The organism is Cupriavidus basilensis (assembly GCF_008801925.2).
In the GTDB taxonomy this organism is placed as follows: Bacteria; Pseudomonadota; Gammaproteobacteria; order Burkholderiales; family Burkholderiaceae; genus Cupriavidus; species Cupriavidus basilensis.
On the sequence record NZ_CP062806.1, the window covers coordinates 228,420 to 241,651 of the forward strand.

Sequence of the window (13,232 nt, forward strand, 5' to 3'; positions counted from 1 at the left end):
CAGGTTCCTGGCTGGCACGTTCAGGTACCGGCTATCGCGTTTCGCAGCATGTCGGCGACCTGGCGTTGGGCCACCGCGGCGGCATCGAGTTTGCCGCGCATGCTGTAGAACGTATGAAGCATTCCTTGGTAGCGTACGCATGTGGTGGGCACGCCCGCCTCAGCAAGTTTCATCGCGTAGGCCTCGCCGTCGTCGCGTACGGCATCGCATTCGGCGGTGACCACGAGTGCGGGCGGCAGTCCGGCATGGCTTGTGGCCAGCAGGGGCGAGAGTTTCCACTCCGACGGCGGCACGCCATGATCGAGCGCATACGTGCGGAATGCGTGCAGCACGTCTTCCTTGCGTTGCATGAATCCTTCCGCATAGCGCGACAAGGCGTCCGCTTGCAGGCGCGCATCGGTGGCCGGATAGACGAGTGCCTGAGCCAGCAGGGCGGGGCCCGCGTTGTCTCTGGCCAGCAGGCAGACGACGGCGGCAAGGTTTCCGCCCGCCGATTCGCCGAATACTGCCATGCGGGAGGTATTCAACCCGTGCTCATGACCGTGACGGGCGACCCAGTAGCTCGCCGCCCATGCATCGGCGATGGCGGCCGGAAACGGATGCTCCGGTGCAAGACGGTAGTCGACGCTGACAACCGCCAGGCCGGAGTCCCTGGCTAGGTTCCGGCAAACAGCATCGAAGCTGTCGAGGTTGCCCATCAGCCAGCCACCACCGTGGAATGCAACTGTTACGCCTGGCGCGTCTTTGGGGATGTACAGCCGCAATGGAATGTCGCCGCCAGGGCCCGGGATCGAAAGATCAAGGACCGTGTCGATATGCGGGCCTGGCAGACGTGCGGCGGTACGCGCGGCCATTTCGGCGCGTGATTCGTGGTGACTAAGCTGGGCCATGCCAGGCTTCATCGACGCCGCGGCCGCCAGTGGCCGCAGCGAAGGATGGATCTGATCGCTGGGAGAGGAGATCATCGCACTCTAGATCAAGGCGTTGGGGTTGTTGATGGGCCGAATGTGACCTTCGGGAACTTGGCCATGACACCGACACCGCCATCCACCTCGATGATTTCACCGGCCATGTGGGAGCTCAGATCCGAAGCGAGGAACAGAAGTGGGCCGGCGATCTCCGCTGGCGTTGCTGGCCGCCCGAGCGGAATGACATCACTGATGGTTTGCCAGGCTGATTCGTCGAGTCGTTGGTTCAGCCGTGGTGTTCTCACGAATCCGGGTGATACGGCATTGATGCGCACATTGTAGGGTGCGTATTCGACGCCAGCGCATCGCACCAGGTGATGCAAGGCAGCTTTGGACGTGGCGTAGACGACTTCATTGGGCACGGCGCGATTGCCGGCCAGCGAGCCAACGAACACGAGGCTGCCGCCCCCGTCGGCCTTCATCATCTCCCCGCCGATCTGGATGGCCAGGTATGCGTGGCGAACGACGATGTCGAACTGGCGGTCCCACGCTTCGTCATCGAATTCCGCGAGCGGCTTGATGCCTGCAACACCGATGATGTCGATCACACCGTGAACACGTCCAAACTGCTTGCGTGCGGTATCGAAGACGCGTTGAACGTCTGATCGCTGCGTGGCGTCCGCTACGCACGGGATACCTCCCACCTTGTCGGCGATTGCATGGGCAAGCTGCTCGTCGCGGTCGACGCACAGCACTTTGGCACCCGCCTGTGCGAGTGCGTGAACGGTTTGCTCGCCGATTCCCTGCCCGGCGCCGAGCACGATGTATCCGCGGCCGTCGAGGCGCAAAAGAGAGAGGTAATCTGGGGTGGCATGAATGCTGTTTTCTATTGTCATGATTGTTTCCGCTACGCTACCGGGGTTTCACGATGGGATGGCAGCAGCTCTTGCCATCTGGAGCCTTCCTCGAGTTCCGAATCGCAGGCGCCTACGCCGCGCAAATCGAGACCGAGCGCGCGAAGCGGCCCACCTTCGCCGGCGCGTTTTACCGCTTCCAGCAATATACGGCGGACGCGCGTCACGGCCTGGTCAGCGGGCACAAGGTGTTCGCGCGAGCGGTCATAGAGTGGCCCTTGCGACAGCCCGATTGCGGCGTCTTCCACCTCCACGCCGCGCAATCCGGTCCAGTTCTCCTTCATCAGCGCCCGGTCCTGGCCGAACGAGTCCGCCCAACTGGCAGTGAAGGTGCAGGATTGCCGGTTGTAGTAGTTCGGGTTGTCGAGGCCAAGCAGTTCGATGATGCGGTCCTCATTCACGGGCTCGTTCCCATGGATAACGAGGAAGGTGCTGGTATGAGTATCGTCCGCAGGAACCTCCAGAACAGTGAACTGGAACGCTGGCGCGGGAATGATGCGGCCATACGGGACGATGAACGGGACCACGCGGGCGTTCTGGACCCGTGGCGTGTTGGTCTTGCGGAGCGCGACATAGTGGAAGCCGAACGCCGTATCCTCGATCTTCAGCGTCGGCTCCAGATCGTTGGACGCAAGTGCTGCCGGGTTGGTTACATCAGGATTTCGTGTAAACGAGTCGTCCTTCCACCCCGGGCGCGCCATGTTGGTGTGCAGCACACCCACGTGCGAGCTGTCTTCACCACCTTCGACGAGTTGCAGGTAGTTGCAGCCCACGTTGATGCGGAGGACAACACGGTGGCTCGGCTCCACATCCATGAACGCATAGCGGGAGAACGCCGGTTCCAGGTGCTTGGGGCCGACGTAGGCCCAGACGACCCCGCCTTCTTCGCGGACCGGGAATGCAGGCGCTTTCAGGCGTGCAGCGTACTTTGTATCGGCGTGGTTCGGTGTCTCTAGTACAGCGCCGGCAGCGCTGAATTTCCAGCCATGATAGAGACAGCGAATGCCGCCCTCCTCTACGCGTCCCAGCGCCAGCGATGCGCCGCGGTGCATGCACAGTTCCTCCAGGAAGCCGACCTGGCCACTCGAGTCCCGGAAGGCGACATAGTTCTCGCCCAGGAGCCGGACGCGAAGGGGGGGGCAATCTGGCTCCGGCAACTGGGCTGAGGTGCACGCCGGGTGCCAGAAGCGTCTCATCATCTCTCCACCCGGCGTACCTGGGCCGACGCGGCAAAGCAGTTCATTGTCTTCGTGATTCAACATGCGGTACTCCTTTGTTCTAGAAATCTGTGCTTATTGGGCACGCCCCGCACGCGTGCGGGGCGAGGATGTGATTCGGTGGTGCGGCACCAGCCCGCGCCAGTCTTCATCGGGGCCAATCTCGCCTGACACGCCGACGGCTTGATCGATCTGTGCCCGCAGCGCGGGAATATCCTGTTGATCGCGTACGGCGCGCGCCGCTCCCAGCAGACATCGATGCAGGCGACCAATCGCGACGTCGGCGCTGCACAGCAGTTCCTGCGAGCGGTCTCGGATCTTGCCGCTGGAGACGCTGCATGCCGCATCCTCTTGCGTGATGCTGTCGAAGCCGGTGAAGTGCCCATCGCGCTGACACTGGCGATCCTGGCCGAATCCGTTGGCCAGGGACATCGCGTTTGGCGTGTCCCAGGTGTCGTCGGTCATGCCGTACTTGCGCAGCGTCGGTTCGTCGAGGCCGACGAACTTCAGTTGCTCGGAGCGTAGCGGTTCTTCTCCGATGGGCTTTTCGGCATCCCACCAGATATGGAAGAAGCTGCAACGCTCGTCGTTGATCGGTACGATAACCAGCAACAGGTCGCCATTGGCGTTGGCGATGAAGCAGGGCGTGATGAACGAAGTCACGCGCGCAATGCGATGTGCTTCGCCTTGGCGGATCGCCACATAGTGGAAGCCGAAATCGGTCTCGTCCGCTTCGATAATCGGCGCCGAGTCGAACTGCATGTGCGTAGTCTTCTTGGCGTAGTCGAGATCCGAGTCATTGGTCTTGGCCAACGCGGAGCTGTGCAGTACCGTGAGGTGCGAGGAGTCCACGAGGCCCTCGATGACCTGAACGTAGTTGCAGTTGACGATCGCGCGAGCATTGATGCGGTTGGTGTCCGGCAGATCCATGAACGGCCAATGGGGGAAAGGCGGCTCTTCTTCCTTGGGGCCCAGATACGCCCAGACGACGCCGCCAGCTTCACGTACCGGATAGGTCCTGCCCTTGATGCGGTCCTTGAATTTCGGGTCCGCGACGTTTGGCGTTTCCAGTACCGTTCCATCGACCGCGAACTTCCAGCCGTGATAGATGCAGCGCAGGCCGTCGCCATCGGCGCGAGCGAGCTGCATCGACGCGCCGCGATGCAGGCAACCCTCCGCATACATGCCAGCGCGACCGTTCTGGTCGCGCCAGACGACGAACCGCTCGCCCAGAACTTCAATGGTTTGCGGGTCGCCGTTCGGTGCCGGCATATCGGACGATTGTGCAACCGGCAGCCAGAATCGACGCATGGCGTTGCCCATCGCGGTATCCGGCCCGGTCCGGCAGATCAGCTCGTTATCTTGCCTGGTCAACATATTGAGTTCCTCTTCTTTAGTAGTAATTGCGCGTGGACTCAAAGGTCCAGCAGAAGTCGTGGCGACTTTGCGCGCGAGCAGCAAGGCATGAAGCAGTCATTGCGTTCGTGTTCGTCACTCGTGAGGTACAGATCGCGATGGTCGGGGGTGCCGGACAAGACCCGCGTCATGCAGGTGCCGCAGACACCCTGCTCGCACGAAAGCTGCAGATCGAACCCGGCATCGAGCAACGCGTGGGCGGCACTCTCGTCTGCTGCAACCTTGATGATTTGCCCGCTGCTTTTGATCTCTATCTCGAAAGGAGAATCGCCGGAGTTGTCAACGGGTTCGGCGGCGAAGTACTCGCGGTGTAGGTGTGGCTCATCCCATCCTAGTCCTCTCGCCGTGTCCAGGATGTGGTTCATGAAACCGGAGGGGCCGCACACATAGAGATGCCTGTCAGGACCTGGTGCACCAATCGCAGCGGCTGCGTCGAGTTGCTGGTCGAGAGGGCCATCGTCCACATGCACGTGGACACGGTCGCTGAAGCGCTCCACCTGCAGACGGTCGACGAACGCCATCCGGGCCGGCGTTCGTCCGCAGTAGTGCATCTCGAAGGCGCGTCCGTCATGCTCAAGTTGCTGCGCCATGCAGAGGATCGGGGTGATGCCGATACCGCCAGCGAAGAGAAGGGACGTTGCGTCGTCGCTGTGCAGTGCGAAATGATTGCGCGGTGCGCTGATCGAAAGCACATCGCCTTCAGATAGCGTGTCGACGAGCATGGCGGAGCCGCCGCGCGAATCCGGTTCTCGCAGCACGCCAATCCGGTATCGCGACTCCGCGGAGGGCAGGTCATACAGCGAATACTGCCTGATCAGGCCGCCCGGCAAATGCACTTCGATATGCGAGCCCGCCTCGAATTCCGGCAGTCCGGCTTCTGTTGTAGGGGTGAACTCGAGGCCGGCGATTCCTTCGGCAAGGAGAGTCTTCGCGGCAACCTTGACTTTGATTAACGTATCCATCGCAATTCCAAATATCTTCCATGGAAGATTAAAGGGCAAAAAAAATTAGCTGGCAGCAGTAGGGCGGCGCTGCAGGACGACCGGAGAACCGCCGAGCTGCTGCTGGATCAGCCAGCGCGCCAGCCCTTGATCCATGACGCGAACATGCTCGGGAAACCAGTCTGCCAACGCATGGGCAAACGATCGCACCACGTGGGTCTTTCCTGATTTCAGGATTGCGCGCACTTCCAACGCCGAATTGAGAACGGCGGTGTGCTCGTCGATATGGCATCCGGACGACCCGTAGGCCGACTCGCGCATCGCATCATCTTCTTCACCAAAGTGGCGACGCGCGTGTTCGATGAAGCTGTACAGTGCTTGCTCCAGTTCGGCGTCGTCAACTGTCAGCAGGGCGTGTACACAGTCGACGAACTCCCGATGCGTCTGGTCCATCGAGTGATGGTCGAGCGAAAAGTCGTCATGCCACTTAAATCCGGGGGACTGATTCATATGCTTCCTCGATCACTGCTGCATCCGGGCCAGGGTGCGTCACTGTCTGCGCCGCAGATGCGATACGACATACATCAATGCTGAGTGGCCTTCCACGAATGACGTCGCGTGCAGTCGCGCATGATGCTTCGTGAGAATGGCTTCCACGGAAGAATACAAAGCAATACTTTGTATGTCGAGGTAGGGGAAACGCGGAGAAATCCATGCCGATAGATCGATATGGTCTCGATGACTAACATTCTTCCATGGAAGGTGTAGTTGGCGTGAGACAGATCAGGGAAACTATCTAACGATGGTCGATTGACTTTCTTCACTCCGTAAATCAATCTTCCGCGGAAGACAAAAGATTACCCACAAACGGAGGAGACGAGGAAATGAAACGAGAGTCGAACCGGCTCGTTGGTCGGATTCAACGATGGGCCGCTCGCTGTGGATGGGCGCTTGCGGCGGCAGTCGCCAGCAGTGCTGCACATGCCTACGATGGATCGGGGGCGCTGGCGCCCGGTCTCTTGCTGTATGGCCTCATCGATACAGGCATCGAATATGTGAACAATGTGGGGCCCCAGAAGTCGAGCGTCGTGCGCGTCCCTTCGCTGACCGGCTCGTACCCGTCACGCTGGGGGCTGCGCGGGATCGAGGATCTGGGCGCAGGGTACAAGTCAATCTTTGTGCTCGAATCCGGATTCGCGCCAGATACAGGCGGCTCGAACCAGAGTGGACGACTGTTCGGCAGGCAGGCTTACGTAGGGCTGCTCGGGCCTTGGGGCGCTGTTTCGGTGGGTCGCCTGTACTCGCAGATCTACTGGTCGATGATCGGTGACACGATGGGGCCGAATATCTTCGCGGCAGGGCTGCTCGATACCTATCTGGCGCAGGCGCGCGTCGACAACGCCATCGACTACACATTGACGATCGGCGGTTTCACGGCGGCGGCCACCTATTCCCTAGGACGTGATTCGGTAGCGCCGGCAGTGGCAGGTGGCTGTGCAGGAGAATCTCCTACCGACTACCGCGCTTGCAAGGCAATCTCGGCGATGCTCAAGTACGATGCGCAAACCTGGGGAGTGGCCGGTGCTTACGATCGGAACTACGGGGGTGCCGGCACGGGTTCCCCGCTGCCAAGCAGTTCGCAGACCGATACGCGCGAGCTTATCAACGGTTACGTGAAGTATGGCACTGCCACTATCGGCGCAGGCTACCTTCATCGGATCAATCACGGGCTCGTCGCGCCCGGTGTCGTCAGCAAGACCAGCGACTATTGGTGGATCGGCGGCACCTATCTGCCCACCGTACATATTTCGCTCGATTTGCAGTATGGACACCTGTCGGTCAGTGGCACCCAGCTTGGCGCATCCGTCATCGCTGCACGCGCGCAGTACCTGTTCTCCCAACGCTCTGCCTTGTACATCACGGCCGGTCGGGTGTTCAACCAGCGTGATTCGACCATTACGGTGGACGGTGGCGCGCTTCCTGGGTCTTCGAATCCCTTGCCCGGGGTGGATCAGAGCGGCGTCATGATCGGCATTCGACACAAGTTCTGACCTGAACATCAATCGCCCGCATTTCCATATGAGAAGTGCTGAACCTGGAGAAAACATGCTCACACAACCTGTCAATCGATGGTGGAACGTGGTTGCCGGAGCGCTCTGTGCTGCTGTGGGTGCGGGCGTCGTTGGTGTCTACATGTTTGGCGTGTTTGCCAAATCGATTGGCGCCGAATTTGGGTGGTCGCGAGTATCGGTATCTTTGGGATTAACCGCCTTTGCGTTGGCGTCTGGCGTTGGATCCCTGACACTGGGGCTTGCCATCGACCGGTTCGGCCTGCGCAAGGTGACGTCGATCTACGTCCTTCTCTTCGGGGGATCCATAGCGCTGGTCCCGCTGTTGCCCGCGCGGCTCGACTACTTCGTGATGGCATTCGCCGTGATGGGCTTCTTTGGCTCGGCCGCCACGGTGCTGCCCTATGCGGCGGCAATCTGCAACTGGTTCGACCGCGAGCGTGGCCTGGCACTGGGGCTGGTGAATGCCGGAACCGGTATCGGCGCGGCACTGATGCCGCTATACGCCAACTTTCTGCTGTCGCGATATGGATGGCGCGGCGGTTACTGGGGCGTAGCGGTGGTGGTCACCCTTATTCCAATCGTGGCCCTTGCGCTTTGGGTGCGACTCCCAACCGCACAGCGCGGCGCACGTAACCCGAAAGGCGACACCGTTCCGTTGTCGGCGATCGTGAAATCGAGCAGGGCCTTCTGGCTGATTGCGATTGCCATCTTTACCGTTTCGGTTGCAACGTTCGGAATCATCTCCCAGCTCGTGCCGATTGCGACGGATCGTGGCAATTCACCGCTGGTGGCGGCGAGAATCCTTTCGACGGTGGGGATCGGATCACTGTTCGGCAGATTGGCAGCAGGCTATGTCATGGACAGGGTCTTTGCCCCCTACGTGGCGGCCGGCGTTTTCGTCCTGGCCATGATTGGCATGGGTATCCTGACTGCCGCAAACTCGGTGTTCGTGATGACGATCGCAGCAGTCATGGTTGGTGTCGCCGCGGGAGCGGAGGGCGACATCCTGACGTTTCTGGTCAGCCGCTATTTCCCGATGAACGCTTTCGGCAGCGTCACTGGGGCAATTTGGGTGACGTGGGCGTGGGGCGGGGCGCTGGGAACCTATCTGCTGGGATTCTCGTATGACGCGACGCATTCCTACGGCATCGCCATTGCTGGATTTATTGCTGCATTGGCGCTGGGCACCGCGGCGATCCTGAGTGTTGGTCCCTATGCCTTCGCGCTGCCTCGTACTGTAGCTGGCGAAGCAGAATCCGACGCAAAGGTGACCGCTTCGGTCCAGGATGCGTCGGTGTCGTGAATCGCTTTTGGATTGAACCGGACGGAGGTGGCCCACGCTGCGTATGCAGCGCGACTGCCATCACATATCGTGCGTCCTCAGCCAGTCGGCATACTCGGCAATGGATTGCTCGATCGAGTATCTGGGCACGTAGCCAAGTTCGTCGCCGATGCGCGAAATGTCCATGTGGAAGTTGCCCATGTTGACTTCACGTCCAGGGCTTGTCGCTTGCGTGGCATGTGTGGCGGAGCGCAACTCGACCTTGAAGCCGGGAATGGCTTTTTCCACTGCGCGCGCAATCTCGCCGTAGGTTGTCGAGCGCCCGCTCCCAAGGTTGTAGACGCTGTGGTTCAGTTTCGGCGCGCGTACCACGAGCCCCATGCCGTGTGCGATGTCTTTGACATAGGTCTGGTCATAACCATCGTCCGCCGAAGGTACGCCGCCCTTTGAAAAATCGGGCGCCGTTCCTGCCAACCCGGCGCGGATGAGCCGGCTGGGAAGGTTCAGGAACGTGCGATAGCCGGGGCCGAACATGCCGCTGCATCGGACCGTGACGATGTTCAGGCCTTCCTGGCGGCGGTACAGGTTGGCGACGATCTCAAGCGTCTTCTTGGCCCACGACTGCACAATGAAGTTGTCGTCGTCCTCCTGCAGAGGAACGGGCATGTCCTCTCTCAGCGGCAGGAATTCTGGCCCAAGCCCCCAGTACGCGTCCGACGAGCTGGTCAGCACGACGCGGTCGACGCCATATAGCTTGGCCGCCTCGAGCAGGTTCAACTGTGCCGTCACCCGTGCCCGCACTTCCGCGGCAGGTCGCAGAAGCTTCGGGGCGTAACCGGCGGTGTCAATTATGACATCCGGTTTGTACCTGGCCACGAGACCCATGACAGCATGAGGGTCTGTCAGGTCGAGGTACTCGACGAAGACCTGATTGCGCCTGATGGCGTCTGTCAACAAGGACGGCGTCTGCCGGCGCACACCGGTTACGACAACGGTCTGACCCTTGTCGACCAGTTCACGGGCGGTATGCTGTCCAAGCATGCCCGTACCGCCGAAGATGATGATCATGGCTGTATTCCCAAATGGTTAGGCGGAGACGCCGAGCAGGCGGTCGATCAGCGGTTGATTGCCGAGCAGTGCATGGCTTGGCCCACTATGTACTACGCTGCCATGGTCGATCACGACGCAGCGATCGGAATGGGCAAGGGCCAGGTCGTACTTCTGTTCGACGAGGATGATCGTCATGTCGCTGTTTCGCCGCATGCGATCGATGGCATAGAGCATTTCCTGCACGATCAGTGGCGCAAGTCCTTCAATGGGCTCGTCAAGCAGAAGCAGGGAAGGGTTGGTCATTAGTGCCCTGCAGAGTGCGAGCATCTGCTGCTCGCCGCCTGATAGCTGGTCCGCGTAGTTGCGACGCCGCTCCTTCAGACGCGGAAACAGGCCATAGGCGCGCTCGACGTCCCATGGCCCCGGACGGCGTACCACGTCAAGATTCTCCTCGACGCTCAGCGATGGAAAGATTTCGCGCTCCTGAGGTACCCACGCAACGCCAAGCCGATTGCGCTGGTACGCGCGCAGGGTGTCGATGCGCTTGCCGTCGAACCAGATCTCTCCGGCGTGATGGCTCGTCAGTCCGATGATGGTTTCGATCAGGGTTGTCTTGCCGACACCATTCCGGCCGATCACGACGAGAGTTTCCCCGCGTTGCACCGACAGCGTCAGATCATGCAGGACACGAGCGGACTTGTAGCCCGCACAGAGTCCGCGTATGTCTAGGAGCGTGCGGGTCGACGCTGAAGCCGCACGCGATTCGATGGATTGCGGGCTCATGCCGCCATTTGTCACGGCGAGCGGAGGTTCCGCCTCAAGCTTGGCTTCCAAGGTATGCCTTCCTCACGTGCTCGTTGGAACGGACTTCATCAGGCGTGCCTTGAGCGATGACGTCGCCGCCTGCGAATACAGAGACCCGGTCTGCATAGCGAAAGACAAGGTGCATGTCATGTTCGATAAAGAGCACCGATGTTTCGCCGGCCAGATTCGACAACTGCTCGAACAGCGCCACGCCCTGGGCGGTGGACAGGCCGGCGGCGGGCTCATCGAGGAGCAGGATGCGCGGGCGCATGGCGAGTGCGAGCACCACCTCCAGCACACGTTGCTCGCCGTACGGCAGTTTGTGAGTGGGAAGTCGAGCGGCACCAAGGAGACCAAAGCGTTCAAGCAGGTCGGTTGCCTCGTCGATCTGCCTCGTCATGCGGCGCACTGCTCGCCATGTAGGGCGCGTCAGGCCATCGCGTTCGCACAGCGCCAGAACCACGGACTCCAGCGGGTTAAGTGTGGGAAACAGCGTATTGGTCTGGAAGGTACGCACCAGGCCATGGCGCACGCGTTGCTGAGGCGTGGACGCCGTTATGTCGCGACCATCGACCAGCAGTCGGCCGCCAGTAGGTTTGAGCAGGCCCGTCACAAGGTTCACGAAAGTGCTCTTGCCCGCGCCATTCGGGCCGATGATCGCGTGCCGTTCGCCGCAGCGCAGCGAGAAATTGAGCCGCTCGAAAATCTGGAGGCCGCCAAATGACATCCTGAGTTCGCTGGTTTGCAGTACGAGGTCCGTGTTCATGCACGCATCTCCTTCCATGCGTTCAGACGTTCGAGCAGGGTTGGCAGGATTCCCTTGCGGAAAGTCGCCACGATGAGTACTAGCAGGAGGCCAATCCAGAAGTACCAGTAGATTGGATTGAACGTCGAGAGAAGGTCGCGGAGCAGGATAAATACGGCGGCACCGATGAATCCTCCGTACAGCACGCCCGTACCTCCAATTACTAGCATCACGAGTACGTCCGCCGAGCGCGTGAATGCCAACGCTTCGGGCGACACGAACTCGGTGGTCTGCGTGAGCAGGGCGCCCGCAATACCCGCCAGCGCGGCGGACATTCCGAAGACGACGGTGAGATCACGGTCCAGGGGCGCGCCCAGCATGATCATGCGCCGAGGGTTGTCCCGTGCCCCAAGCATCGACAGCCCGAACGACGATTTGACCAGTGCACGCACCGCCAGAAAGCAGACCAGGACGACAACGAACGTGTAGACGTAGGCGGTCCGCCCGGCCATGTCGAAGCGGAATTGGCCAAGGAGGGGCGCGATCTCGATGCCTGGCAGCCCGTCGTCGCCGCCAGTGACGTCAGTTGCGCGGTGAACGGCATCGAAGAGGATCATGTTGAGGCCGAGAGTGACCATCAGCAGACCGACGCCATGCATGTTGCGCAAAATGCGCCCGGCGACCAGGCCGGCGAGACCCGCCAGCGCGCCTGCCATCAGCAGGCCGCTGATGGGCTCCGTCCAGCCGTACTTGCCGAGGAATGCGGCCGCGTAGGCACCGATGCCGAAGAACGCCGCATGGCCGAGCGAAGGGATACCGCGATATCCGAGCAGCAGGTCCAGGGACAGCGCGAACAGGCCCCAGATCATGATTTGGGATACGAGTACAAGATCGCTGCCCGGGCAGAAGAACAGGCCCAGCAACGTCGCCCAGAAGAGGAGCTCCAGGCGCCCGATGCGGGCCAGGGATCGAAAATGTTCGACAAAATTGGGACGAGTCATGTCAGACCTTCCTGCCTGTCAGGCCCTGCGGTCGCCACATCATGATGAGCACCGTCAAGGCGTAGATGAACAGTCCACCGGCCTCTGGCAGGTAGTACTTGCCTACCACGTCAGCCACGCCGATCAGGGCAGCCGCGAGCAGGGTTCCGGGAATGTTGCCCATCCCGCCGACCGAGACGACGATCAGTACATAGACGAGATAACGCAACGGGAAGTTGGGATCCAGGCTCAGCAGGTTGGCCGACAACGCACCGCCAAGCCCAGCCATTCCGCCGCCGAGCGCAAAGGTCCATGCGAAGATGGCGCCGGTATTCATGCCGCTGCCCGATGCGGCGCGACGGTTGTCGACGCACGCGCGTACCATGGCGCCAAACCGCGTGTACTCGATGCCCAGTGTCAGGGCGGCGCAAAGTAGCCCGCCAGCGACGAGCACGAAGATGCGGTAGCACTCGAGGTCTAGCCCGAGCACCGAAACCTGGCCGCTGAGCCAGGCAGGGACCGAGACCGGGCGAAATGCGGGGCCCCAGATATAGGCGACCGACGAGATGGACATGAAGACCAGGCCCAATGTCAACAATACGTGGGTCAGTTCGTCGGCTTCATAGAAGTGACGGAGCACCAGGCGTTCCAGTGCCAGCGCCAGCGCGCCCGCGGCGATGAACGCGAGCGGCAGGCTAGCCAGGAATGGAATACCCGTGGCATCCATCGCGCTGACCATGACATAGCCGCCCAGCATGGAGAAGCTGACCTGCGCGAGGTTGACAAAGCGCATCATCCCCATGGAGATGGACAGGCCAACGGCGATGATGAACAACAGCACGCCGTAGGACAGGCCATTGAACAGAAGCGTTGCGATCGTAGTAAGAGTGGTCATGACTGTGC

At 61.0% G+C, this 13,232-nt stretch carries 13 protein-coding genes; 2 read left to right on the forward strand and 11 right to left on the reverse strand.

Features of this window, described 5'->3' with window-relative positions:
- Window positions 1–20 precede the first annotated feature (20 nt).
- Genes F7R26_RS38630 through F7R26_RS38655 form a run of 6 tightly spaced genes read right to left on the reverse strand, consistent with a single transcriptional unit; the run spans window position 21 to window position 5,906 of the window.
- A complete protein-coding gene (locus F7R26_RS38630) occupies window positions 21–965 on the reverse strand; it encodes an alpha/beta hydrolase (protein ID WP_241754827.1) in 945 nt (314 codons plus the stop codon).
- A gap of 11 nt (window positions 966–976) precedes the next feature.
- A complete protein-coding gene (locus F7R26_RS38635; protein ID WP_150984790.1) occupies window positions 977–1,804 on the reverse strand; it encodes an SDR family NAD(P)-dependent oxidoreductase in 828 nt (275 codons plus the stop codon).
- An 11-nt stretch (window positions 1,805–1,815) separates the two neighbouring features.
- Window positions 1,816–3,084 carry a Rieske 2Fe-2S domain-containing protein gene (locus F7R26_RS38640; RefSeq protein WP_150984791.1) on the reverse strand — a complete coding sequence of 423 codons (1,269 nt, stop codon included), beginning with the start codon at window positions 3,082–3,084 and terminating at the stop codon, window positions 1,816–1,818.
- 30 nt (window positions 3,085–3,114) lie between these two features.
- On the reverse strand, window positions 3,115–4,416 hold the full coding sequence (locus F7R26_RS38645) for a Rieske 2Fe-2S domain-containing protein (RefSeq protein WP_150984792.1): 1,302 nt from the start codon (window positions 4,414–4,416) through the stop codon (window positions 3,115–3,117).
- A 38-nt stretch (window positions 4,417–4,454) separates the two neighbouring features.
- Entirely contained in the window at window positions 4,455–5,417 is a 963-nt protein-coding gene (locus tag F7R26_RS38650) for a PDR/VanB family oxidoreductase (RefSeq protein ID WP_150984793.1), read from the reverse strand.
- A 45-nt stretch (window positions 5,418–5,462) separates the two neighbouring features.
- A complete protein-coding gene (locus F7R26_RS38655) occupies window positions 5,463–5,906 on the reverse strand; it encodes a bacteriohemerythrin (protein ID WP_150984794.1) in 444 nt (147 codons plus the stop codon).
- A gap of 374 nt (window positions 5,907–6,280) precedes the next feature.
- Here F7R26_RS38655 and F7R26_RS38660 point away from each other — a divergent pair, with 374 nt between their 5' ends.
- Both F7R26_RS38660 and F7R26_RS38665 read left to right on the forward strand, forming a co-directional pair.
- The gene (locus F7R26_RS38660) at window positions 6,281–7,447 is read left to right on the forward strand and encodes a porin (RefSeq protein WP_150984795.1); all 1,167 of its coding nucleotides are present in this window, start codon (window positions 6,281–6,283) and stop codon (window positions 7,445–7,447) included.
- A gap of 55 nt (window positions 7,448–7,502) precedes the next feature.
- Window positions 7,503–8,771, forward strand: coding sequence for an MFS transporter (locus F7R26_RS38665; RefSeq protein ID WP_170301788.1), 1,269 nt, complete (start codon window positions 7,503–7,505; stop codon window positions 8,769–8,771).
- A gap of 60 nt (window positions 8,772–8,831) precedes the next feature.
- On the opposite strand, the gene F7R26_RS38670 is transcribed toward F7R26_RS38665, so the two are convergent.
- From F7R26_RS38670 to F7R26_RS38690, 5 genes are read right to left on the reverse strand one after another with little or no spacing between them, the layout of a single operon-like run.
- Complete coding sequence (locus tag F7R26_RS38670) at window positions 8,832–9,818, reverse strand: NAD-dependent epimerase/dehydratase family protein (protein ID WP_150984797.1); 987 nt, start codon at window positions 9,816–9,818, stop codon at window positions 8,832–8,834.
- An 18-nt stretch (window positions 9,819–9,836) separates the two neighbouring features.
- On the reverse strand, window positions 9,837–10,634 hold the full coding sequence (locus F7R26_RS38675; protein ID WP_241754828.1) for an ABC transporter ATP-binding protein: 798 nt from the start codon (window positions 10,632–10,634) through the stop codon (window positions 9,837–9,839).
- Complete coding sequence (locus F7R26_RS38680; RefSeq protein WP_150984798.1) at window positions 10,618–11,370, reverse strand: ABC transporter ATP-binding protein; 753 nt, start codon at window positions 11,368–11,370, stop codon at window positions 10,618–10,620. Before F7R26_RS38680 ends, F7R26_RS38675 begins: the two co-directional genes overlap by 17 nt.
- Window positions 11,367–12,350, reverse strand: a complete 984-nt coding sequence (locus F7R26_RS38685) for a branched-chain amino acid ABC transporter permease (protein ID WP_150984799.1) — start codon at window positions 12,348–12,350, stop codon at window positions 11,367–11,369. Before F7R26_RS38685 ends, F7R26_RS38680 begins: the two co-directional genes overlap by 4 nt.
- Before the next feature lies 1 nt (window position 12,351).
- Window positions 12,352–13,224, reverse strand: coding sequence for a branched-chain amino acid ABC transporter permease (locus tag F7R26_RS38690; protein WP_150984800.1), 873 nt, complete (start codon window positions 13,222–13,224; stop codon window positions 12,352–12,354).
- Window positions 13,225–13,232: the final 8 nt, after the last annotated feature.